Annotated in this window: 18 protein-coding genes and 1 pseudogene; 6 read left to right on the top strand and 13 right to left on the bottom strand. The window is 54.5% G+C overall.

Annotated features, from left to right (window positions below):
* Positions 1–313 precede the first annotated feature (313 nt).
* The 4 genes from A7983_RS16210 to dusC form a co-directional block, all read right to left on the bottom strand.
* A complete protein-coding gene (locus A7983_RS16210; protein WP_005972778.1) occupies positions 314–862 on the bottom strand; it encodes a hypothetical protein in 549 nt (182 codons plus the stop codon).
* A 17-nt stretch (positions 863–879) separates the two neighbouring features.
* Entirely contained in the window at positions 880–1,827 is a 948-nt protein-coding gene (gene mmuM, locus A7983_RS16205; protein WP_005972781.1) for a homocysteine S-methyltransferase, read from the bottom strand.
* Positions 1,820–3,232 (bottom strand): S-methylmethionine permease, encoded by a 1,413-nt coding sequence (mmuP, locus tag A7983_RS16200; protein WP_005972783.1) that lies wholly within the window; start codon positions 3,230–3,232, stop codon positions 1,820–1,822. The genes mmuM and mmuP overlap by 8 nt, the downstream gene beginning before the upstream one ends.
* A gap of 141 nt (positions 3,233–3,373) precedes the next feature.
* Positions 3,374–4,306 (bottom strand): tRNA dihydrouridine(16) synthase DusC, encoded by a 933-nt coding sequence (gene dusC, locus A7983_RS16195; RefSeq protein WP_005972785.1) that lies wholly within the window; start codon positions 4,304–4,306, stop codon positions 3,374–3,376.
* 230 nt (positions 4,307–4,536) lie between these two features.
* Here dusC and A7983_RS16190 point away from each other — a divergent pair, with 230 nt between their 5' ends.
* A complete protein-coding gene (locus A7983_RS16190; protein WP_039477288.1) occupies positions 4,537–5,208 on the top strand; it encodes an epoxyqueuosine reductase QueH in 672 nt (223 codons plus the stop codon).
* A gap of 46 nt (positions 5,209–5,254) precedes the next feature.
* Here the strand turns inward: A7983_RS16190 and A7983_RS16185 are convergent, their stop codons facing one another.
* A complete protein-coding gene (locus A7983_RS16185) occupies positions 5,255–6,850 on the bottom strand; it encodes an ABC transporter substrate-binding protein (protein ID WP_005972789.1) in 1,596 nt (531 codons plus the stop codon).
* A gap of 140 nt (positions 6,851–6,990) precedes the next feature.
* Between A7983_RS16185 and pepT the strand changes: the two genes are divergently transcribed.
* On the top strand, positions 6,991–8,220 hold the full coding sequence (gene pepT / locus A7983_RS16180; RefSeq protein ID WP_005972790.1) for a peptidase T: 1,230 nt from the start codon (positions 6,991–6,993) through the stop codon (positions 8,218–8,220).
* 82 nt (positions 8,221–8,302) lie between these two features.
* Here pepT and A7983_RS16175 read toward each other — a convergent pair.
* Positions 8,303–9,174 (bottom strand): annotated as a pseudogene (locus tag A7983_RS16175) (helix-turn-helix domain-containing protein).
* 115 nt (positions 9,175–9,289) lie between these two features.
* On the opposite strand from A7983_RS16175, the gene A7983_RS16170 reads away from it, so the two are divergent.
* Positions 9,290–10,189: a DMT family transporter gene (locus A7983_RS16170; protein ID WP_005972794.1), complete on the top strand. Its 900-nt coding sequence runs from the start codon at positions 9,290–9,292 to the stop codon at positions 10,187–10,189.
* Positions 10,190–10,409: 220 nt separating this feature from the next.
* On the opposite strand, the gene rhlE is transcribed toward A7983_RS16170, so the two are convergent.
* The 7 genes from rhlE to A7983_RS16135 form a co-directional block, all read right to left on the bottom strand.
* Complete coding sequence (rhlE, locus tag A7983_RS16165; protein ID WP_005972795.1) at positions 10,410–11,852, bottom strand: ATP-dependent RNA helicase RhlE; 1,443 nt, start codon at positions 11,850–11,852, stop codon at positions 10,410–10,412.
* Positions 11,853–12,073: 221 nt separating this feature from the next.
* Entirely contained in the window at positions 12,074–12,886 is an 813-nt protein-coding gene (locus A7983_RS16160) for an IucA/IucC family C-terminal-domain containing protein (protein WP_005972797.1), read from the bottom strand.
* Complete coding sequence (locus A7983_RS16155) at positions 12,876–13,727, bottom strand: ABC transporter ATP-binding protein (RefSeq protein WP_005972798.1); 852 nt, start codon at positions 13,725–13,727, stop codon at positions 12,876–12,878. The genes A7983_RS16160 and A7983_RS16155 overlap by 11 nt, the downstream gene beginning before the upstream one ends.
* A 12-nt stretch (positions 13,728–13,739) precedes the next feature.
* The gene (locus A7983_RS16150; RefSeq protein ID WP_005972800.1) at positions 13,740–14,771 is read right to left on the bottom strand and encodes a FecCD family ABC transporter permease; all 1,032 of its coding nucleotides are present in this window, start codon (positions 14,769–14,771) and stop codon (positions 13,740–13,742) included.
* Complete coding sequence (locus tag A7983_RS16145; protein ID WP_005972802.1) at positions 14,764–15,753, bottom strand: FecCD family ABC transporter permease; 990 nt, start codon at positions 15,751–15,753, stop codon at positions 14,764–14,766. Before A7983_RS16145 ends, A7983_RS16150 begins: the two co-directional genes overlap by 8 nt.
* On the bottom strand, positions 15,750–16,760 hold the full coding sequence (locus A7983_RS16140; RefSeq protein WP_039477293.1) for an ABC transporter substrate-binding protein: 1,011 nt from the start codon (positions 16,758–16,760) through the stop codon (positions 15,750–15,752). Before A7983_RS16140 ends, A7983_RS16145 begins: the two co-directional genes overlap by 4 nt.
* Positions 16,750–18,858 carry a TonB-dependent receptor gene (locus A7983_RS16135; RefSeq protein ID WP_005972810.1) on the bottom strand — a complete coding sequence of 703 codons (2,109 nt, stop codon included), beginning with the start codon at positions 18,856–18,858 and terminating at the stop codon, positions 16,750–16,752. The genes A7983_RS16140 and A7983_RS16135 overlap by 11 nt, the downstream gene beginning before the upstream one ends.
* A gap of 517 nt (positions 18,859–19,375) precedes the next feature.
* Between A7983_RS16135 and hlyD the strand changes: the two genes are divergently transcribed.
* From hlyD to A7983_RS16120, 3 genes are read left to right on the top strand one after another with little or no spacing between them, the layout of a single operon-like run.
* A complete protein-coding gene (hlyD, locus tag A7983_RS16130; RefSeq protein ID WP_005972812.1) occupies positions 19,376–20,404 on the top strand; it encodes a secretion protein HlyD in 1,029 nt (342 codons plus the stop codon).
* The gene (locus tag A7983_RS16125; RefSeq protein WP_005972815.1) at positions 20,397–22,139 is read left to right on the top strand and encodes an ATP-binding cassette domain-containing protein; all 1,743 of its coding nucleotides are present in this window, start codon (positions 20,397–20,399) and stop codon (positions 22,137–22,139) included. Before hlyD ends, A7983_RS16125 begins: the two co-directional genes overlap by 8 nt.
* Positions 22,132–23,307, top strand: coding sequence for an ABC transporter permease (locus A7983_RS16120; protein WP_005972817.1), 1,176 nt, complete (start codon positions 22,132–22,134; stop codon positions 23,305–23,307). The genes A7983_RS16125 and A7983_RS16120 overlap by 8 nt, the downstream gene beginning before the upstream one ends.
* Positions 23,308–23,315 lie beyond the last annotated feature (8 nt).

The raw sequence follows: 23,315 nt of genomic DNA, 5'->3' as shown, positions 1-23,315 counted from the left end.
TGAAATAAAATTGATCTTCCGTCACATTATTCAGCGCGTTATTACGCTGTCATGCGGAAATTCAAGCAAATAATGATTCAGTCATCCGAAAAATAGATCATACCGGTAACATATACTCTAAATAATTCGAGTTTAACGACAAACGTCATTGTTTTGAACAACACGACGTGTTGATCCTTTAGGGTGAAGCGCGCACAAGTGTGCCGAGTAACAACTATCCACCCATGATTTTCAAGCCAAAAGATACGGTCAGAATCGCACGGGATGCTGACCGCCGTTAATAGTAGCTGAGAAAGAAAAAACCGCTAGTTCTTCACGCAGTAACCGCAGGTAACAGCAAGATCAGTGCAGAATCGAAGTCGTGATGGTGCATAAACTCACGTAAAATAAGCAGCCGGGCGGAAAAGGCGCTTTCTAGCGGAATCCCTTCCCAGGCCGCTGGACTCCCCAGCATGACACGTTCCAGACGTTTAAATGTTCGTTCCATGTCATCCTGCGGCAAACACCAGCTCGCCTTCTCCTCTTCCACGCCCGAAATCTGTGCGATTGTCACCAATGTCGGATCGAAAGAAAAGAGAACCGAATCCGCCGGGAGGTCGTGCCGAATACGCGTCACCTCATCTTCTACCGCCATGATCGCCAACTCCATCTCATCCGGCGTCGGGGGAAGATGCTTGAAAAACGTCGCTGCTGTTTTGTCAAAACCAATTGTCAGTTGCAACGTTGCCGACGGCTGTGATGCCGTCCCGCAGATGACCGCCGTCTGCTGTTCACCAATGCACAGCACCGTTACCGGCACATCCGGTGCGACGCGCTGCCTGGCAAGCGCGTACATATGTTGCAGGTTTACCTCATTTTCCATCACGGCATCCCCCTTATTTAGTGCTGACCCTCGTGCTGGCAGCAGCGCGCAATACCGGCAATATCAGCAGGTGTGGTTCGGCAGCAGCCGCCAATCAGACGCGCCCCTGCCGCCCGCCACTCTGGCAGATACGCCGTCAGCGAACAGGCAGCATCGTGGCCGCTACTCCAGGTTTTGGTTAGTGCATCATACTGCTCGCCGGAATTGGGATAAACCACCAAAGGCAAATTCGTCAACGAGGACAGGTACGTCAGCGCGGGCGTCACATTCTCCAGCGCAATACAGTTAATGCCCACGGCAACCACCTGCAAGCAGGCGTTAACCCGTTCCAGCACGGTGTGTAATGGCGTACCGTCGCTGAGGTGTTCGCTGTCACGCAGCGTGAAAGAGAACCAGGCTTGCGCCTGAGGGAATTCGGCTAGTAACGCAATCAACGCCTCGACTTCGGCAAAAGACGGCAGCGTTTCACACGCCAACAGATCCGCCCCCGCCTCATGCAGCGCCGCTATGCGGGGGCGATGAAACGCCATCATCTCAGCCTGCGGCAACTGGTAGTCGCCACGGTATTCTGAACCATCCGCCAGATAGGCACCATACGGCCCGACTGACCCTGCCACCAGCAGCACACCAGCCTGCGGATTGTCACGACGATAATCATCCCGCGCCTGCGCCGCTAACTGTACGCTTTTGGCAATCAGCGTCAACGACTCCGCTTCGCTATACCCACGCGTCTTAAACCCTTGCGGCGTTGCCTGATAGCTGGCGGTAATCGCACATTGCGCCCCAGCCTTGAAATAGTCGAGGTGCACCTGATAAATCAGCGCCGGATTTTCCACCAACACTTTCGCCGACCACAGGGGATCCGTTAAATCACAACCGCGTGCTTCCAGTTCGGTCGCCAGCGCACCGTCCAGCACAATCGTTGATGCCGTTGCCAGCATGTCGGTCACCGTATTTTTACGCAATGTCTTCCACTCCTGTTAATCCACGCTTCTTCATTGACTGCGTGAAATAATAAGCACCGTAACACAGCGCGACAAATGGAATTCCACACCACAGCGCAATCCGCTGGCTTGGGTCAAACGCCAGCCCAACGCAGGCCAGCAGGCAGAGCAAGAATCCCAAAATCGGTGTTATCGGGAACCAAGGCGCACGATATTGCAGTTCGGAAAGAGATTTTCCGGTGCGGACATGGTGGCGACGAAACATATAGTGCGAGGCACAAATACTCAACCACACCGCCACCACGGCAAAACCGGAAATCGCGGACAGCGCCACGTAAACGGTGTCCGGAGCGATCACGCTGGAAAACAGCGCCAGCAGCCCGCCCAGCATACTGACGGAAATAGCAAAAAGCGGAATACCCCGGCGCGTCAGACGAGAAAAACGGCGTGGCAACGTGCCTTCGTTGGACAACGACCACAGCATACGCCCCGAGGCATACAGCCCTGAGTTAGCCGCAGACAGGATCGCCGTCAAAATCACGAAATTAAAAATATCGGCGGCGTAAGGAATACCAATCTTTTCAAACACCAGTACAAACGGGCTTTTGGCGATACCGGCCTCTTCCATTGGGATTATCGCCGCCAGCACCAGCACCGTCCCCAAAAAGAAGATCACCAACCGCGCGACGGTCGTGCGAATCGCCATCGGTACAACCTTGTGCGGATTCTCAGTTTCTCCTGCCGCGATGCCGATCAGTTCCGTACCGGAGAAGGCGAAGTTTACCGCCACCATCGTCATCAATATCGGAAGGCCGCCGTAAGGGAACCAGCCAGACGCAGTAATGTTCTGGAAGAACGGCGCGGGCGAACCATCCTGCATCGGAATAAAGCCAAACATCGCCCCTCCACCGAGTACGATAAAGGCAAGGATTGTGACCACTTTAACAATCGAGAACCAAAACTCCCCTTCGGCAAAGAAACGGGACGACACAACATTCAGTAAATAGATCAACACACAAAACAGCAGGCACCAGGTCCAGACGGGCACCTGTGGAAACCAATACTGCATACAAAAACCAGCAGCGGTCAGGCTAGAACCAAGCGCGACCGTCCACGTCAGCCAATACAGCCACGCCACGGTATAGCCCGTTGCCGGGCTGAGGTAGCGAGACGCATACACATGGAACGCCCCAGTTTCCGGCATCGCAACAGATAGCTCCCCCAAACTCAGCATCACCAGATACACCACCAGTGCGCCGATCAAATACGCTAATAGTGTCCCAGCCGCGCCAGTCGTGGAAATAATGTACCCCGTATTGAAAAACAGGCCGGTACCAATGACGCCGCCGAGCGACAGCATCACCAAATGGCGAGCTTTCATGGTGCGCTTAAACTGCCCTTCCGAACCTGATGCGTGTTGTTCCATGATGACCTTTCGTTATAGACGTCTAAACTTCCAAATAGATGGGGTGTTATACCGTCAACTGATTCGTAAAGTAAAGTACAGGCAGCGGGAGAGCGATGGGGTGGGTTAAAATTGAGCAGAAGGAAGAAAAACGGTGAGCACCTACGGCTCACCAATCACACGGGCGATATCCGTTGAGGTCTTCAACGTGCGAATTTCGCTGAATAATTCGGTGGCATCAGCGTACTCTTTACGCAAATAACCGAGCCACTGCTTAATGCGCGCGACGTGATACAGTCCCGTATCGCCCTGCTTTTCCAGCCGCACATATTTTTGTAGCAGCAGCATGACCTCCGGCCACGGCATACGCGGTTCGTTATACTTAATCACGCGGCTCAGATTCGGAACATTCAGCGCACCGCGCCCCAGCATGATCGCGTCACAGCCCGTTGTCGCCATACAATCCTGTGCGCTCTGCCAGTCCCAGATTTCACCGTTGGCAATCACCGGAATCCGCAGCCGCTGGCGGATTTCCCCGATCGCCTGCCAGTTAATGCATTCGGCCTTATAACCGTCTTCTTTCGTGCGACCATGCACGGCCAGCTCGCTGGCTCCCGCCTGCTGCACCGCATCGGCAATTTCAAACTGGCGAGCGCCGGAATCCCACCCCAGCCGTATTTTCACCGTGACAGGTAAATGTGCAGGCACCGCTTCACGCATGGCTTTTGCGCCTTGATAAATCAGTTCGGGATCTTTTAACAGCGTCGCCCCGCCCCCGCTGCCGTTCACCAGCTTTGATGGACAGCCGCAGTTAAGATCGATGCCATACGAACCCAGCTCCACCGCCCGTGCCGCATTTTCCGCCAGCCATTGTGGGTATTGTCCTAATAGCTGAACCCGCACCCGCGTGCCGGACGGCGTGCGGCTAGCATGCTGCAATTCCGGACAAAGGCGATAAAAGGATTTAACCGGCAGGCACTGATCCACCACGCGTAAAAATTCGGTGATGCACAGGTCATAGTCATTTACTTCGGTCAGCAGTTCTCGCACTAATGAATCGAGAACCCCTTCCATCGGGGCAAGCAGAACACGCATAACGCTACTCAATAATTCTTCGATCGTTAATAAGACGGCCCAAAAAGCAGGCAATATTAGGGTAATACAGGTCACTTAAGCCCGTGGTTAGGGGTATTGTACGGATAACGCAACGGGAAAGATAACGCCAGATAGGCCCAAAGGTTGCCTCTCGTGGGCATATCATCAATAATTCGTTACGAATTTGTGCCAGTACCGTCCTCACGGACCACAACGAAGTGGCTATTTTTATGTCGAATGTCAAAACCGCAGAATTTAAACGCCCGCAGCTTTCACTGCCAAATGGCGCAGACAAACTGCTGCTGCACTCTTGCTGCGCCCCTTGCTCTGGTGAAGTCATGGAAGCCATCACCGCTTCTGGCATCGACTACACCATTTTCTTCTATAACCCCAATATCCATCCGCAGCGTGAATATCTGATCCGCAAAGAGGAAAACCTGCGTTTTGCCGAACAGAATAACGTGCCTTTCATTGATGCGGATTACGACTCAGATAACTGGTTAGAACGCGCCAAAGGCATGGAGCGGGAGCCCGAACGCGGCATTCGCTGCACCATGTGTTTTGATATGCGCTTTGAACGCACGGCGCTGTATGCCGCGGAAAACGGCTTTAGCGTAATTTCCAGTTCGTTGGGGATTTCCCGCTGGAAAAACATGCAGCAGATTAACGAATGCGGCCAGAATGCGGCGCAGAAATATCCTGGTGTCACCTACTGGGATTATAACTGGCGCAAAGGCGGTGGTTCAGCGCGGATGATCGAAATCAGCAAGCGTGAACATTTCTATCAGCAAGAATATTGCGGCTGCATCTATTCACTGCGTGATTCCAATAAATATCGCCAATCACAAGGGCGCGATATTATCCGCATCGGTAAACTGTATTACGGCGACGAAACCGAATAACCGCATAACACCGGGATCCGGCACAGCGTGCCGGACTTTCGGCTTCTTATTTCTTCACGTCGACCTGATAGAAAATATGCTTGCCAAACGGGTCAACTTCATACCCGGTCACTTCTTTGCGTACCGGTTCAAAGATGGTGGAATGCGCAATCATCACGGCCGGAGCCTGATCGTGCATCATCTGCTGCGCCTGCTTGTATAAAGCGATTCGCTGCTCATGATCCTGTGAAGCACGCGCATCGGTGATGAGTTTGTCAAACGGCGCATAGCACCACTTTGCCGAGTTGGAACCGCCGTTGGCTGCCGTGCAGGTAAACAGCGGGCCGAAGAAGTTATCAGGATCACCCGTCGCCGTTGTCCAGCCCATCAATGCTGCCTGATGTTCACCGCCCTTCACCCTTTTCAGGTATTCGCCCCACTCGAAGGTGACAATCTTGGCCTGCACGCCGACTTTCGCCCAGTCGGCCTGAATCATCTCCGACATACGGCGAGCATTCGGGTTATACGGACGCTGCACCGGCATCGCCCACAGTTCGATAGCGGTGCCCTCTGCCAAACCGGCTTCTTTCAGTAACACTCTGGCCTTATCGGGATCGTAGTCATAATCCTTCAACTCACTGTCGGCGCTCCAAACGCCCGGCGGCAGCAGGTTTTTCGCCACAGTGCCAGTGCCCTGAAAAACGGCTTCAATAATCGCCGATTTGTTAATCGCCATCGTCAATGCCTGCCGTACTTTCACATTATCCGTCGGTGCCTTTTGGGTATTGAACGACAGGAAACCGGTATTCAATCCCGCCTTCTGCATCAGTACGATATCTTTGTTCTCTTTCATACGCGGCAGATCGGCAGGATTAGGGAATGGCATCACCTGACACTCGTTCTTTTCCAGCTTGGCGTAACGCACGGAGGCGTCTGGCGTAATAGTGAAAATCAACCGTTCCAGTTTGGCTTTGCCTTCCCAATAGTCTGGAAACGCCTTAAACAGAATGCGCGAATCTTTCTGATACTGTGCTAATTCAAACGGTCCAGTGCCAATCGGCTCCATATCCACGCGCTCCGGCGTGCCGGCTTTGAGCATGGCGTCGGCATATTCCGCAGAGAGAATGGAAGCGAAGTACCAGGCTAGATCGGCCAGAAATGGGGCCTCCGCATGGGAAAGCGTAAAGCGCACCGTGTGGTCATCCACTTTCTCGATATTCTGAATCAGTGAACTGAAGGACAAACTCTCAAAATTGGCATAAGTCCCTTTCGAAACATTATGGTAAGGATGCTGCGGGTCTTTTTGCCGCATAAAAGAGAAAATGACGTCATCGGCGGTAAAATCACGTGAGGGTTTGAAAGATTTGTTGCTCTGGAACTTCACCCCTTTGCGCAAATGAAAGGTATACACACGACCATCCGCACTAATGTCCCAGCGTTCCGCCAGACTCGGCACCAGTTCTGTGGTGCCGACCTTGAAATCCACCAGACGGTTATAAATCGGCACCGCACTGGCATCCACGCTGGTGCCGGAGGTATAAAGCTGCGGGTTAAAGTTTTCCGGCGATCCTTCAGAGCAATACACCAAGGTATTCGCCGATGCCGCAGAGGCAACCGCCAGCGTCAACGCAGCCAATGTGAATCGTATTCCTGCTTTTTTCATCCCAGTCCTCGCTTGTTATTTATGTTCCACCACACCGCTATAAAAATCATGACGATAAAATGACAAATAAAACCCTCAAATGAAATAATTTCTACGTTAGGATAGCCATCATCGGCATTGCAGAACAAAAAGGATTCGTTATGACAGACAATCTGGCTCATCAACTCAGTAACCGTTTTTACCGTTATCTCGCCGTCACCAGCCAAAGCAATGCCAGCTCGACAACGTTACCCAGCACACAGGAACAGCATGAGATGGCGCGTCTGTTGGCGGACGAACTGCGTGAGTTGGGTCTACAGGATATCGTGATTGATGAGCACGCCACCGTGACAGCCGTAAAGCCGGGCAACTGTCCGTCCGCACCGCGCATCGGTTTTATTACCCATATCGATACGGTTGACGTAGGCCTGTCACCGCATATTCACCCGCAAACGCTGCGCTTTACCGGTGAAGACCTGTGCCTGAATGTCGAACAGGACATCTGGCTGCGCACGGCAAAACACCCGGAAATACGGCCATATGTCGGGCAGGACATTATTTTTAGCGATGGCACCAGCGTACTGGGTGCAGACAACAAAGCCGCCGTTACCGTAGTGATGACGCTGATGGAGAATCTGACCGACGCGACACCACACGGCGATATCGTGGTGGCTTTCGTGCCGGATGAAGAAATTGGGCTGCGCGGTGCGAAAGCGCTCGATCTCAAACGCTTCGATGTTGATTTTGCCTATACCATCGACTGCTGCGAGCTGGGTGAAGTGGTGTATGAGAACTTCAATGCGGCCTCAGCGGAAATTCGCTTTACCGGCGTGCCAGCACATCCGATGTCGGCGAAAGGCGTGCTGGTCAACCCGCTACTGATGGCGCACGATTTTATCAGTCAGTTCGATCGCCAGCAGACGCCGGAACATACGGAAGGACGCGAAGGCTATGTCTGGTTTAACGATCTGACGGCAAATGCCAATGAAGCGAAGCTTAAAGCGTCCATTCGCGATTTCGATTTAGCCACGTTTGAACAGCGGAAGCAGCAGATCGCAGCGATCGCAGAGAAGATTGCCGCGCAGTACCCGACCGGCGGCGTGACCTACAGTCTCACCGATATCTACAGCAATATCAGCAATGCGATTACCGACGATCGGCGGGCTATCGACCTGCTGTTTGCCGCACTAGACACGCTGGGCATTGAACCCAAAGTGACACCAATGCGTGGCGGCACGGACGGCGCGGCGCTGTCGGCCAAGGGATTGCTGACGCCGAACTTCTTCACTGGCGCACACAATTTCCACTCACGCTTTGAGTTTCTTCCTGTGCCATCGTTTGTGAAATCGTATGAAGTGGCATTGAATTTATGCCTACTGGCGGCGAAATAATCGCATCCAGAAAAGCGTGAGGCGGACACTCGTCCGCCTCAATAACGCCTCACTGACTGTTTGCCCGTCTACGTTTTCCGCTCTATTTCTGCGCCAGACGCAGTGCCGATGGCGTCAGGCCATATTCCTTTTTGAATTGGTGGCTCAGGTGGCTGGCGGAGCTAAACCCGCAGGCCAGCGCGATGTCTGTGATCGGCAACGCACCTTGCCGCACCAGCGCTTCAGCTCGGATCAGCCGCTGCTTGAGAACATACTGATGCGGTGCCATCCCCACACTCTGACGAAACATGCGCGCAAAGTGAAACTCGCTAAGCCCTGCTTCTGCCGCCAGCGCCTGTAGTGTTAGCGGTTGATCGAGATTGGCGTCAATTTGCATCTTGCTACGCCGCAGCACTGCGGGTGCCAACCCGCCACGCACCGTCGGCAGTTCCCATTGTAATTGGGTGTAACCGCGCAGCACCTGAATCATCAGCAGCGTTGCAGCGCTGCCCAAAACAAGCTGATTTGCTGGATCGTCCCAGCGGTTGCTGAGCAGAAACTGTCGATACAGCGACGTAATCAGCGGATCGTCACCAAATATACGCTCTTCTGTGCAGATCGATGCCGGACTGCGATCCCAGGTTTGCTCAGCTAACTGTCGCAGGTGCGCATCGTCAAAATACAGATGCACAAAATCAAGATCGCCACGGATATCCCAGGTCGATGCGCTCTGTTTCGGCATCAGGCAGAAACGATCCGGCCCCCGCCGTTATGCCAGCCGTCTGCCGTTTGATGGTAGCTCTCATAGCCACCCGCAATATAAAGGCTGAGCGTATGGTGCTCCGTATTTTCCATCGTGACGCGGTCGTGGCGGTTAAACCATGCAGCCAGCCGCACGCCGGATGTCAATTCGACGGTGTCACGCAACTCGGTTTTGTGATGCAGCATGGTATCGAACGCTTTATAACGATGCATGGCTGCCTCCGTTTTTCATTTAGCCGCAAGATTCTGTTATTCACCGCAATGTGCTGAAAGCCCGCAACAAACGCATGCGCCATACTGCCGACATGAACTCATGCGGAATCACTCAATGAATACCCTACTCTACTTTTCTATCGTCCTGATTTGGGGGACGACCTGGATCGCGATTAGCCTGCAACAAGGCAACGTCGCGGCTGAAGTTTCCGTTTTCTGGCGCTTTGCGCTAGCATCGGCTGTTTTACTGGCGTTCCTGACCCTAACGCGCCGCCTACACTCACTTTCTCCACGCGCACATCTGCTGTGTATGGTACAAGGACTATGCGTATTCGGCGTCAACTTTCTCTGTTTTTACCACGCCATCGCCTGGATTTCGAGCGGGTTGGAATCCATCATTTTCTCGATGGCGGTGCTGTTTAATGCCTTTAACAGCCGTCTTTTCTTCGGACAGCCGTTAACACGCAACGTGGCGATCGCCACACCGCTAGGGCTTATCGGCATCATTGCGCTGTTCTGGCATGACCTGACGCTAATCGACGCGCAACCCTATCTGCTGTGGGGTGTGGGATTGAGCATTCTGGGCACATACTGCTTCTCGCTCGGCAATATGATCAGCGCCCAGCATCAGCGACAAGGGCGAGATGTTCTGACGACCAACGGCTGGGGCATGGGATATGGGGCGCTCTGGATGGGGCTGTTTAGTCTGATTCAGGGATATAGCTTCGCACCGGAGTACAGCACCAGCTATCTGGGTTCACTGTTCTATCTGGCTATCTTTGGTTCAGTCATCGGCTTCGGCGCTTATTTCACCCTGATCGGCCGCATTGGTGCCAGTCAGGCGGCTTACACCACGCTGCTCTTTCCGCTGGTGGCGCTGTCGATTTCGACGCTATTTGAAGACTATCACTGGCGACCCAACGCGCTTATCGGCCTGCTGCTGATTCTGGCGGGCAACGCGGTGATGTTCTATCGGCCACGCCATCTAACCGCACAGCCTGCCACGGCGAAATAACGCGATAAAAAAGGGAACCGCTGGTTCCCTGAGATTGCTGACAAAGTCCGTAGAGCGAGAGTAACGGATAGATCGTAAAGACGCTGCAAGTACGTCCATGTAAGCTCGGCTTGCGCCATCCCTGGCGCAAACGCTTTACTCTTCTATTCCGTTACTCCCGTTTTCATTCGGCAAATAGGTTTGTCAACGGTCTGAGGGAACCGCTGGCTCCCTTTCGCTGTTACTTGTCCGCTGGCTTACTGCGGTTTTGCGGACGCGGCGCGCGGCGTTGGCCTTCGCCACTACTCTTGCCGCCATTCCCTTTTCCGCCAGTACCCCACGGGCTATCGCTATTACCGCCCGCTTTACGCGGCTGGCGATTGCCATCGGCCGGACGGCGTTCGCCCTGACCCTGGCTACGCTCAGACTGACCGCGTGGCGCGCCAGACTGTGCGCGAGGAGAGGCGTTGCGCGCACCACCGCCGCCACCGCCACGGTTGCCCTGACGACCATTCACAATCGGCTCGGCCTTGATGGACGGATCCGGCTCGTAGCCTTCGATAGCGATACGTGGAATCTCACGCTTCAGCAGACGTTCGATGTCACGCAGCAGTTTGTGTTCATCTACACACACCAGCGACAGCGCTTCGCCCGTCGCTTCTGCACGGCCGGTACGGCCGATGCGGTGAACGTAATCTTCTGGCACGTTCGGTAACTCATAGTTCACCACGTGCGGCAGTTGGTCGATATCCAGACCACGCGCAGCAATATCCGTCGCGACCAGCACGCGAATGCTGCCGTCTTTGAAGTTTGCCAACGCACGAGTACGCGCGCCCTGACTTTTATTACCGTGGATAGCCGCAGCGGTGATACCGTCTTTTTCCAGCAGTTCAGCCAGGTGGTTAGCCCCGTGCTTGGTTCGGGTAAAGACCAGCACCTGCTGCCAGTTATTTTCACCAATCAACTGCGATAGCAGTTCACGCTTGCGGCGCTTATCGACAAAATGTACGTGCTGCGTAACCAGTTCAGACGGTGTATTACGACGCACGACTTCAACCGAGGCTGGATTAGCCAGCAGTTTGTTCGCCAGCGCTTTGATCTCGTCCGAGAAGGTCGCGGAGAACAGCAGGTTTTGGCGTTTAGCCGGCAGCTTCGCCAATACACGACGAATATCGTGAATGAAGCCCATATCCAGCATACGGTCCGCTTCATCCAGCACCAAAATTTCGATCTGTGACAGGTCAACGGCGCGCTGATGTTCCAGATCGAGCAGACGCCCCGGCGTCGCCACCAGAATATCCACACCGCCGCGCAGCTTCATCATCTGCGGGTTAATACTCACACCGCCGAATACGACCAGTGAACGCAGGGGTAAATATTTACTATACGCCTTCACGTTCTCATCAATCTGCGCTGCCAATTCGCGGGTTGGCGTCAGGATCAGCGCGCGTACTGGACGGCGACCTTTCCCTTTATGCTGCGCTTCACGGCTGGTCAGCAGTTGCAATAGCGGCAGCGTAAAACCTGCCGTTTTGCCCGTTCCCGTTTGGGCGCTGGCCATTAAATCGCGCCCTTCCAGCACGACAGGGATCGCCTGACGCTGAACAGGGGTAGGATCGCGATAACCCTGCTCTTCAATCGCGCGCAGAATATCGGCACTCAGGCCGAGAGAATCAAATGACATAAAAAGAACAACTCCAGATCCGCTCTGACCGGACAGCAGCCGGTGTAGTTTTCAGAGGGTCAATAAGACGGGTTTGCTGGGCCACTATTTACGTAACAACTCACGTAACACTTCACGTAACAACGACATACGCAACAACCACGATGAACGAGCACAACTACGGTGCATGACTGCCGACGATTGTAGCAGAGATTCTGACCACTAAGGGATTTTTATCTGTGTCAGCCCGTTTCTCTGGTAGGGCGCAATAAGGGACAGTTATTGCAATATTCCTGTGGCTGCGACGCTTTGTAATAAAAACAGCAGGTGCGGCGAAAACGTATGTTGCGAAAGCTCACAGCACTCCCCACCGCAGGAACCCGCGTTTTCGCACGAAAGAACGGCCTTAACGGATTATCATCACAGCCAAAACGCTCGCCAGGTGCAGCCAGCAAGGCGTCGAAATCCTGTTGTACCTGCTGCGCTAACGTCATTCCTGGTGAACACTCCGCCGCCGGATCGTCCCACTCAATGCGCTGTTCATATAACGAAAACACCCGCACCGCGACGTTCTCCCACAGGATACGCAGCGGCACACCCGACACCGCAGACAGCGAATGTAAGATCGGCGACAGGTGCTGAGCAAACAGCGTGTCGAACAGGCTATCGCGCCATACCTCTCGCAACCCGGTTTCTGGTTGAGACACCGTGAGATCGTAAAGTGGCATGGTCGATGTCCATAAACGCTGGTGTCCGAATTCCAATACGCTGTTATCCAGCGTCATGTTCAGCCCTTTGTTATACACCGACATTGCGTACAGGCTGGCGGCCGTGGTTAAGAACCCTATCCGCTTCGCCAGTAGTGACGCGGTAATCTTGATCGATGGCGACAATAGCGGCGGCGTCAGGGTATCCAGCAGCCAACGACAATAGTTTGGTTCCAGCACCTTACAGCTTGGGCAACGGTCAGAGCCTACCCGCTGCGAAGCATCCGTTAGTTGCAGCGTGCCGGACAGCATCGCCCACTGCGGTGCCGTCAGGTGGTTAGCCGACATCAGTCGCAACCTCCACCGCCTCGCGCCCAAACGGAATGCACAACGGCGTACCGAAAAATGGATCGTCGATGATGCGACAGTTCAGGTTAAACACCGTTTTTACCGTAGCTTCGGTGAGAATGTCGCGTGGATTGCCTTGTGCAAACACCGTCCGGTTATGCACGGCCACCATGTGATGCGCGTAGCGGCACGCCAGATTCAGATCGTGCAGCACCATGACGATGGTTTTCTGCTGCTGAGCGTTCAGTGCCCGTAGCAAATCCAGGACCTCCATCTGATGTGCCAGATCGAGATAGGTCGTTGGCTCATCCAGCAGGACGATATCGGTATCCTGCGCTAGCGTCATGGCGATCCAGACGCGCTGACGCTGCCCACCGGATAGCGAATCCACCGCGCGATCCTTTAACGCCAGCACACCGGTACTGCGCAACGCCTGAAGCACTTTTTCTTCATCCGTGGCCGACCACTGTTTCAGCCACGATTGGTGCGGGTAGCGCCCCATCTTCACCAACTGATACACCGTTAGCCCTTCCGGTGCGGTTGGCGTTTGCGGCAAAATCGCCAAAGATTTCGCCACCTCAACGGTGGATTGCCGATGGATATCCGCCCCGTTGACAATAATCGTCCCACTTGTCGGTTTCAGCAGACGGGCAAACGACTTCAGTAACGTGCTCTTGCCACAGCCGTTACTCCCCACCAGCACCGAGATTTTCCCGGCTGGCAGCGTGATATCCAGCGCATCAATCACGACCTGTTTTTCGTAACTCAGCGTCAGCGACTGGCTGGCAATCGCCTCGCGGTCAGTTGGGGGGACGTGTGTTGGCTGCACATTCTCTGGCATAATCTTGCGATCTCAATAACGTTGCCGAAGCAATAAATAGATAAAGAAAGGCGTTCCGAGCACGGAGATAAAAATGCCAGCAGGCAGATCCAGCGGCAGGAACGCCGTGCGGCCAATCAAATCAGCCACCATCACCAATAAACCGCCCGTCAGCGCCGACACCAGCGCCAAGCCGGAGAATGAACGGTTTGCCAGCTTTTTCGCAATATGCGGTGCCAGCAGGCCGACAAATGCCATCGCACCGGCATAGGCAATCGCCGCCCCTGCCAGCGCAACGCTTAACGTTAACAGCGCAAACCGGATACGCCCGACAGACTGGCCGACGCCGCAGGCCAGCGCATCATCCAACTCATGCACGTTGACATGCCGCGCCAGCCCCACCAGAAACGGGGCACCAAGCAGCAACCAGCCCGCCAGCGCCGATACATGCTGCCACTGTGCGCCGTAAATACTGCCCGTCAGCCACACATACGCCGTCAACGTCGTTCCAATCGGGCTAAACACCAGCATCATCGTGACCGCCGCCCCCATAATAGCGGACAGCCCAACCCCAACCAGCACCAAGCGCAGTGGCGATGCGCTTTGCTTCCAGGCCAGTAGATAAATGGCAATCGCGGTAACCCACGCCCCGCCCATTGCCGCCAGCGGAAGCCAACGCTGGCTTATCACCGCCGCCAGAAACGAGAGGAAGAATACCGCTGCCGCCGATGCGCCGCTGGTAATCCCCAGAATATCCGGCGAGGCCAGCGGATTGCGCACAATGCTTTGCAGAATCAAGCCCGATATCGCTAGCGCGCCGCCGACCAATAGTGCCAGCAGCGCACGCGGCAAACGCAGGTCGTTGACGATAAAATGCACGCCGCTGTCTGCCTTTCCCAGCAGCGCCGACATCACCTGCGTAGGCGACAGCACCACCTGTCCCAGCGACAGCGAGAGGAACACCACGGCTAACAGCACCAGCAGGAGCGAGAGCGCCACCACAGACGTGTGCAGATCAATCTGGCGCGAAAAACGCCCTACGCGCACGGTACACACCTTACCCATGCCGCATTCCCCTTCTCGCCAGATAAATGAAGAAAGGCGCGCCCAGCAGCGCGGTCATTGCCCCAACCGGCACTTCCTGCGGCACAATCAGCAAGCGCGCAGCAACATCAGCCAGCAGCAACAGCGTAGCACCGAAAATCGCGCAGCCGGGCAACAGCCAACGGTGATCGGCAGACAGTACGCGACGCACAATATGCGGCACGATCAGCCCGATAAAACCGATATTTCCGGCTATCGCCACCGCGCCGCCAGCCAGCCCGATCACGCACAGCCCGGATAGCGAACGCACCAGCGCGGTACGCTGTCCCAGCCCTTTGGCGATCTCATCACCCGCCACCAGAATATTCAGGTGACGCGCCAGTAGCAGCGCAAGGAAGAGTGCGATAACAAAGTACGGCAGCAGCGATAACAGCATCGACAGGCTGCGCCCAGATACCGAACCGGCCAGCCAGAACAGCATGCTATCCAGCCCGTCCTGATTGATCACTAGCAGCGCTTGCGTAAACGAGATAAACAGCGCGCTAATCGCGGCACCAGCCAGCACAATGCGTAAATGGCTCGAACGCGCATTCCCTAACGTTCCCAGCACATACACCATGATGCCAGCAACAGCGGCGCCCAAATAGGCTGTCCACGCCAGTGCGATCTGCGAGGAAAAGGTCAACAGCGAGGACAACAATACGACGGAAAACATGGCTCCCGCGTTAATGCCGAATATTCCCGGCGAGGCCAACGGGTTACGCGTCAACGCCTGCATTAACGCTCCGGCAACCGCAAGACTGGCACCGACAACGATCGCAATCACCGTCCGCGACAGGCGGGTCGTTAACACCAGTATCTGGTCGATCTGCTGCGGATCGTAATGGAACAGCGCGCTGAACACGGCCCCCAACGAAATCGTGGTTTGCCCTAGCATCAGGCTGGCGACGATACTCAGCAGCAATAATGCGATACCCGCAGCCGTCACGATGCTCTGTCTCATCGTGTCGTGCTCTCCCTTGCAATATCACTTTTTTTACCCGCAGGATCGGCAAACTGTCGTTCGATGTCGTCCAGCATCTGATTCGCCCCCAAAATACCGCCAGACAGGCTCCAGGCAACGTTATCCACCGGATAAACCTGTTGCTGCCGAGGTGCCCGCAGCCGCTGCCAGAGCGGGTGAGCTTGCCAATTCCGGTAGTTCTGCGCCACCGCTGGTTTGTCCGAACGCAGCAAAACGAAGAACAGATCGGCATCCACCACCGGAATGCTCTCCTTACTAGTAAGTTTTTGCATCACGCCTGCCGTATCGCTTTCCGGTCGCGACCAGACAAAGCCGATTTCCGACAGCACCGAGCCAGCAAAGCTAGCGGGCAGATAAGTGCGCATGTGATCTTCACGGAATTCGAGAATAGACACGCTGAGCGGCCAGCGTGCGCTGAATCGGGCTTTCAACTGGTCACGCAGCACATCCACCCGCCGATCCCAGTGGGATAACATCTCGTTCGCCTTATCTTCCCTGTTTAGCGCGACGCCCATCATCTGGACCGTATCCTTAAATTCAGACACCCTGTCCAGCGCAATCGTCGGTGCGATCTGCGACAGCAGGCCGTAGATTTTCTCATGCCGAAACGTAGACGCCACGATGAGATCGGGCTTGAGTAGCGCGATGGTTTCCAGACTGGGCTGCGTTTCCAGCCCGACCAGCGTTACGCCCCGCAAAGCGGGGCGCAGGTAGCGATAAATCGGCTTCTCTGTCCATGATTCCACCACGCCAATCGGCTTGATTCCCAACGCGACAGCGGAGTCGGTCGCGCCCTGAAACAGCGTCACAATACGCAGCGGCGTCCCTGTCACGGTGGTCACGCCTAGCGCATGCTGAATCTGACGCGACGGTTCTGCCGCCTGCGCCAGCGTCACCAGCAGAAAAGACCACAACACAGCCAGCGTAAAACGTTGCCGTATTGCTGATTTTTGGACATCGCTAAACAGGGTAAACTTAGAAATCAATCGAATAACCCAACGTCACCGTGCGGCCGCGCCCGGAGAAATAGCGCGTATCATTGGCTTGCGCCGCCTGCGAATAGTAGGTGATGTACTGCTTATCCAGCAGATTCGCCACCGCCACATTGAGGCGACCATACGGCAACTTGTACCCCACAGCCGCATCCATCAGCAGGTAGCCATCAAACGCCAATCCCGCATCGTCAAAGCTGCGGCCGAAGGCATAATTCGCCTGCACGAATGAACTCCACTTATCGTTCCAGTTCGCAGACCAACTGGCGATAACGCGATCCGGCGCAACATTGTTCAAACCGTTAAGCTTCTTATCCAGCTTACCGTCGCTATTGCTGTCATATTTTCCTTCCATATGGGCGTAAGACGCGTTGACTTTATGCTGCTCATTAATCTGATAACCCGCCGTGACCTCTACGCCTTGAATACGCGTTCGCTGACGTTGGGAAGTAAAGACATCCCCACTCTGCACCACACGTTCACCCAGCTTCGCGTTGGATTGGTAATAGCTGGCTTCGAGATCGAAACGATCTTTCTTGAACCGGAACCCCGTTTCTACGTTATCTGTCACAATCGGCTTAAAGCCGTCAAAATTCTTCAGGCTAACGTCCGCACGGTTGATGGAACGTAGCGTACGCCCCACATCTGGCATACCGAATCCTTCCGAATAGTTGGCAAACAGGCTCAGGGAGTCCGTTGCCGCATAGACGATACCCGCGTTATACAACGTTTCATTAAATTTCGGGCTACCACCTTGTACAGTCACATTTTTGTAGTACGCCAGCGTTTGGTAATCGTTAACCTGAAGCTTAGCGATTTCATGGCGGACGCCCGCGTGCAATGTGACGTTATCCAGCAGTTGATATTCACCCTGAATAAATGGTGAATAGTTGGTGTATTCCATCTCCGGCACATAGGTACGCTTGGTCAGGTAGAGATCCTGCTTCCCTTTATCGTAAAGCGTATCGAAACCGACCGTGACTTTCAGCGTGTCATCCAGCAGATCATCTTTGGTCAGCGCCAGCTTGGTGCCGTATTTATTGGAAATCGCGCGCGACTGATCGTAAAGCGTATCCATTGGCGCAATAGACGGATCCTGAAAAGTATCCGACAAAGTTGCACCAAACAACGCTTCATAACGCTGATTAAACACCAACGCCGATAGCTTCATCCCTGCCAGATCGTGGTGCTCATAAGTCAGCCCCGTTGTCCATACGCTGTTATGTGGCGCGTCACCCGGCGGCGTGCCGCGTACCGACGTTGTCGGAATACCTAGCCTGCGCACACCATCCACGCTGAGGTAGCTATTTTCACCTTTAATGTTATAGCGATTCACACTCAATTGAATGCGTTGATAGTCATCCAGCCAGTACCCAACTTTCGCTAACAGGTCGTAGGAACGGGAGTCCATGGTATCGCCCTGGGTGTTATCCACGCCGACGGGGCGATTATTACCGTCCAGATATAACCCCTGATTCTCATAGCCAATCGAGAACAAGTAGTCGAGATAGTCCTGACGTCCGTCGACCCGATAGGTGGTTTTATAACCGGCGGTTTCACCACGAATTTTTTCAGTCGGAAGCGTCGTCTGTACGTTGACGTACTGATTAAACGAACCGTTTTCCGGCCGACGGGTGATGATATTGATCACCCCGCCCGTCGCGCCCATTCCGTTGGTGGCGTTGGCACCGTGAATGACTTCGATACGTTCCACCATCGAGTAATCTATCGTATGCATCTCACGGTAAGTCGGACGCAGCGGGTTAGATTGCGGGATACCGTCGATCATCACCAGCGGCGCACGACCGCGGAAGGTTTCGCCGCTGCCGCTCATTTTCTGACGGCTAGGGGAGAACGAAGGCAGCAGATTGCTCAGGATTTGCGACGAATCGGAGGTAACCTGCATCTGCTGCTCGATTTGCTCCTTGGTAATCACCGTAACCACCTGCGGCGCTTTCTGCTGCTGGATATTCGAACGTGAGGCGGTTATCACCATCTCATCGCCACTCGCCTCACCCTTTTTCGTCGTGTCATCCTGTGCATACGTCGGAGCAATCAGCACGCATGGCATCAATGCAAGTAAAGTGCGCATCTGGTTCACTATCCTTCCCCCTTTGGTTAAGTATCCACCGTGAATAAAAGCCATCATCTGTGGCGACCATTCACCGCAGCACAGACAAAAAAACGCCAAAATGCTTCGCCTTACGCGAAACACTTTGGCGGATTGCTATTGGTTCTGACAATGAATGCTGGAGTTATCCCCTGTGGCATAACCTCAATGCTGCCAAGCCACGATATCAGCACCAATACAAATGTAATTGCTAATAACAATTATTATCATTCAATTAAATTAATTACAATAGCTACAGCTCATTTTCAATTCCTTAAAAAAAATAAGGTGTTATGCCGGATACACGCGGTAATACGTGGGAGCCATCGATTGGAGACATGTATTTTTGTGAGACAGATCGCTATAAATCACCATAAACCTCTGTAACCCGTCATATGATTAAGAGCTTATAGAAATAAGAAACGACGCGTCTTTTGAACGGTCTGCGGGATCGCTACCGTTGACAAGCTCACCGCTGATAAACAAGGAATTATGCGTGATGAACAAGAGAAAACTGGCGTTCGCCGCCCTCGTTCTCGTCCTGCTCGGTGCAGGTTACGGTTTTTATCACCACCAACAACAGCAGCAAAAACCGCTCACGCTCTACGGCAATGTGGATATCCGCACCGTCAATCTGGCCTTCCGCGTCGGCGGCAGAGTCGCTGAATTGAAGGTTGACGAAGGGGATACCGTACAGGCAGGCCAACCGCTGGCAATGCTCGACGCCACACCTTACGTGAATGCACAACATCAGGCGCAGGCGAATCTCGCCAGTGCGCAGGCACAGCTTCAACTGGCACAGGAAGGCTACCGCCAGGAAGAGATCGCGCAGGTGCGCTCTCAGGTTGTTCAGAGTCAGGCTGCCTATGACTACGCGAATAGTTTCTATCAGCGTCAACAGGGACTGTGGGACAAACGCGCTATTTCCGCCGACATGCTGGATGATGCTAGAACAGCACGTAATCAGGCGCTTGCAACACTACAGGCCGCGAAAGACAAATTAATCCAGTTTGAACGCGGCAACCGACCGCAGGAAATTGCCGCCGCGCAGGCAACGGTAGCACAGGCCGAAGCCGGACTGGCACAAGCGGCATTGGATAGACAGGACACCGAACTGCTTGCGCCGTCTCCCGGCGTGATCCTCACCCGCGCCGCCGAAAAAGGCAGTATGCTGGCGACAGGTAGTCCCGTTTTCACGCTATCCCTGACTCGCCCCGTTTGGGTTCGCGCCTATGTGAGCGAGAAGGATCTCGGTCGCGTCGTGCCCGGTAACCACATGCTGATTTACACCGATGCTCGCCCAAACCAGCCTTATCACGGCAAAATTGGTTTTGTTTCACCAAGTGCCGAATTCACACCAAAGAGTGTCGAAACCGAAGATCTTCGCACCGATCTGGTTTATCGCCTGCGTATTGTGGTTAACGACCCCGATGACGGCTTACGGCAAGGGATGCCGGTCACACTGCGTTTTGAGGATGTGCGCAGCGAGGAGGCCAATCGCGCTACTGAGCCCGCTCGCCATGACTGATTCACTCGCACACATCGTGTTGAACGGGCTGGAAAAGCGCTTTGCCGGACAGGAAAAGCCCGCGCTTGCCAGCCTCACCGCCGAAATACACAGCAGTGCCGTGACCGGACTGGTCGGCCCTGACGGTGCGGGGAAAACCACCCTGCTGCGTATGCTGGCGGGACTATTAACGCCCAGCCACGGCTCACTACGCGTCGCCAATTTTGACCCTATTAAAGAGGATCGTCAGCTCCATGCCATTTTGGGCTATATGCCGCAGAAATTCGGTTTGTATGAAGATCTGACGGTGATGGAAAATCTGACGCTGTATGCCGACTTACGTGGTATCACTGGCGATGTACGCAAAGACACCTTTGACCGCTTGCTGTCATTTACCGATCTGACCCGCTTTACCGACAGGCTAGCAGGCAAGCTGTCCGGCGGTATGAAACAAAAATTGGGGCTGGCCTGTACGCTGCTGGGGCAACCTAGGGTGCTCCTGCTGGATGAGCCAGGCGTGGGCGTCGATCCCATTTCTCGCCGTGAACTGTGGCACATGGTGCATGAGCTGGCCGACGATGGCATGTTGATCCTGTGGAGCACGTCTTATCTCGATGAGGCGGAACAGTGCCGGGATGTGCTACTGCTGAACGAGGGCGAATTATTATATCGCGGTGCGCCGCGCGATCTGACCGCACGCATGGCGGGACGCTGTATTCTGATTGACACCGGAACGCGACGACATCGGGATGTGTTGCAGGAAGCACTGCGTCTACCGCAGGTCAGCGACGGCGTGATTCAGGGGCAGTACGTTAGACTGATGCTAACACCCGACGCCGATCGGACAGCACTGCTCTCCGCCTTGCATCTGGAAGCCAGTAGTCTGCACGATATCGATCCGCGCTTTGAAGATGCGTTTATTGACCTGTTAGGCGGCGGCCCAGCCAGCGAATCATCACTGGCGAGCATCATGCCGCAGATTGACGTCAGCGGCGGTGAAACGGTTATTGAGGCACAGGCGCTGACGAAAAAATTTGGCGATTTCGCCGCAACCGATCATGTCAGCTTTCAGGTGAAGCGAGGTGAAATCTTCGGTCTACTCGGCCCGAACGGTGCGGGAAAATCAACTACCTTCAAGATGATGTGCGGCCTGCTGGTGCCGACCGACGGCAAAGCACTGGTGCTCGATATGGATCTGAAAACCAGCTCCGGTAAAGCACGCCAGCATTTAGGCTACATGGCACAAAAATTCTCGCTCTACGGCAACCTGACCGTCGAACAGAATCTGCGGTTTTTCTCCGGCGTCTATGGACTTAAGGGCAAAGCACAACGCGATAAAATGGCCGGTATGACCAACGCCTTCAACTTTCAGCCGATTTACCGCCAAACGCCAGATGCCCTACCATTAGGGTTCAAACAGCGTCTGGCGCTGGCCTGTGCGCTGATGCACGAACCCGATATTCTGTTTCTCGATGAACCCACCTCTGGAGTCGATCCGCTTACCCGACGCGAATTCTGGATACACATCAATGGTATGGTCAATCGCGGCGTCACCGTCATGGTCACCACCCACTTCATGGACGAAGCTGAATACTGCGACCGCATTGGACTGGTGTATCGCGGCAAATTGATTGCCAGCGGTACGCCGGACGAGCTGAAGCATCAGGCCGCCAGCCAACAAACACCATCACCGACGATGGAAGAGGCGTTTATTACGCTGATTCAGGCTTACGACGGGGAAGCCGGACATGGTTGAACAGAATAGCGTTAAACAGGACAGCGCGAGTCAGCACGGCAGCACGCATTTTTCCGGGCGTCGTCTGCGGGCGCTGTGTCTGAAAGAAACGCGTCAAATCTTGCGTGACCCCAGCAGCGGGTTGATTGCGTTCGTGATTCCGCTAATGCTGCTCTTTATCTTTGGCTACGGCATCAATCTGGACTCCAGCCGCCTACACGTTGGCATCCTGCTGGAACAGCAGAGTGAAGAGGCGCACGATCTGGCGAATACCTTTGCAGCCTCACCGTTTATCACGCCGACTATCAGCAATAACCGCCAGCAGTTGATTCAACAAATGCAGGCAGGCAGCATCCGTGGTCTGATCGTGATCCCAACTGATTTTGCCGAGCGGCTGGCGCGGCCGGGCGATCGTGCGCCGATACAAGTCATCACCGACGGCAGCGAACCCAATACGGCAAACTTTGTTCAGGGATACGCAGAAGGCATCTGGCTGCTTTGGCAACAGCAGAGAGCGGAAGATCGCGGCGATACGTTCGAGCAACTTATTGAAATACAATCTCGCTACTGGTTTAATCCGGCCGCCATCAGCCAGCATTTCATCATTCCCGGCGCAATTACCATCATCATGACGGTGATTGGGGCTATCCTCACCTCGCTGGTGATTGCCCGTGAGTGGGAGCGCGGGACGATGGAAGCCCTGCTCTCTACGCAGGTCACCCGTGCAGAACTGCTGCTGTCCAAACTCATCCCGTATTACGTCCTTGGGATGATCGCCATGACGCTGTGCATTCTGGTCTCCACCTTCATCATGCAGGTGCCCTATCGCGGCTCACTGATTTTACTGTTTATTATCAGCAGCCTGTTTCTTGCCAGCACGCTGGGCATGGGGTTGTTGATTTCCACCCTTACCCGCAACCAGTTCAACGCCGCCATGGTGGCGCTGAATGCAGCATTTCTGCCGGCTATCATGCTGTCCGGATTTATTTTTGAAATCGACAGCATGCCGGAGTTTGTCCGTGGTGTGTCGTACATCATTCCGGCACGCTATTTTGTCAGCACGCTGCAAACGCTGTTTCTCGCGGGAAATATCGGTACAGTGCTAATGACTAACCTGCTGTTCCTTATTCTCTCTGCGATTATCTTTATTGGTCTGACGGCCTGGCGAACCCGGCGCAGGCTGGATTAGGGAGCGAC

The organism is Pectobacterium wasabiae CFBP 3304, assembly GCF_001742185.1.
Classification (GTDB): Bacteria; Pseudomonadota; Gammaproteobacteria; order Enterobacterales; family Enterobacteriaceae; genus Pectobacterium; species Pectobacterium wasabiae.
Note: the sequence above shows the minus strand (reverse complement) of the source record. Positions and strands in the feature narration are given on the sequence as shown.

Bases quoted from the DNA above. Each gene is read 5' to 3' on its own strand.
- A7983_RS16145 (WP_005972802.1), bottom strand. From the start codon at position 15,753: ATGAGACAGAGCATCGTGACGGCTGCGGGTATCGCATTATTGCTGCTG.
- A7983_RS16170 (WP_005972794.1), top strand. From the start codon at position 9,290: ATGAATACCCTACTCTACTTTTCTATCGTCCTGATTTGGGGGACGACC.
- A7983_RS16210 (WP_005972778.1), bottom strand. From the start codon at position 862: ATGGAAAATGAGGTAAACCTGCAACATATGTACGCGCTTGCCAGGCAG.
- dusC (WP_005972785.1), bottom strand. From the start codon at position 4,306: ATGCGTGTTCTGCTTGCCCCGATGGAAGGGGTTCTCGATTCATTAGTG.
- A7983_RS16185 (WP_005972789.1), bottom strand. From the start codon at position 6,850: ATGAAAAAAGCAGGAATACGATTCACATTGGCTGCGTTGACGCTGGCG.
- rhlE (WP_005972795.1), bottom strand. From the start codon at position 11,852: ATGTCATTTGATTCTCTCGGCCTGAGTGCCGATATTCTGCGCGCGATT.
- A7983_RS16135 (WP_005972810.1), bottom strand. From the start codon at position 18,858: ATGCGCACTTTACTTGCATTGATGCCATGCGTGCTGATTGCTCCGACG.
- A7983_RS16155 (WP_005972798.1), bottom strand. From the start codon at position 13,727: ATGCCAGAGAATGTGCAGCCAACACACGTCCCCCCAACTGACCGCGAG.
- A7983_RS16125 (WP_005972815.1), top strand. From the start codon at position 20,397: ATGACTGATTCACTCGCACACATCGTGTTGAACGGGCTGGAAAAGCGC.
- A7983_RS16190 (WP_039477288.1), top strand. From the start codon at position 4,537: ATGTCGAATGTCAAAACCGCAGAATTTAAACGCCCGCAGCTTTCACTG.
- A7983_RS16160 (WP_005972797.1), bottom strand. From the start codon at position 12,886: ATGTCGGCTAACCACCTGACGGCACCGCAGTGGGCGATGCTGTCCGGC.
- A7983_RS16150 (WP_005972800.1), bottom strand. From the start codon at position 14,771: ATGGGTAAGGTGTGTACCGTGCGCGTAGGGCGTTTTTCGCGCCAGATT.
- A7983_RS16120 (WP_005972817.1), top strand. From the start codon at position 22,132: ATGGTTGAACAGAATAGCGTTAAACAGGACAGCGCGAGTCAGCACGGC.
- pepT (WP_005972790.1), top strand. From the start codon at position 6,991: ATGACAGACAATCTGGCTCATCAACTCAGTAACCGTTTTTACCGTTAT.
- mmuP (WP_005972783.1), bottom strand. From the start codon at position 3,232: ATGGAACAACACGCATCAGGTTCGGAAGGGCAGTTTAAGCGCACCATG.
- hlyD (WP_005972812.1), top strand. From the start codon at position 19,376: ATGAACAAGAGAAAACTGGCGTTCGCCGCCCTCGTTCTCGTCCTGCTC.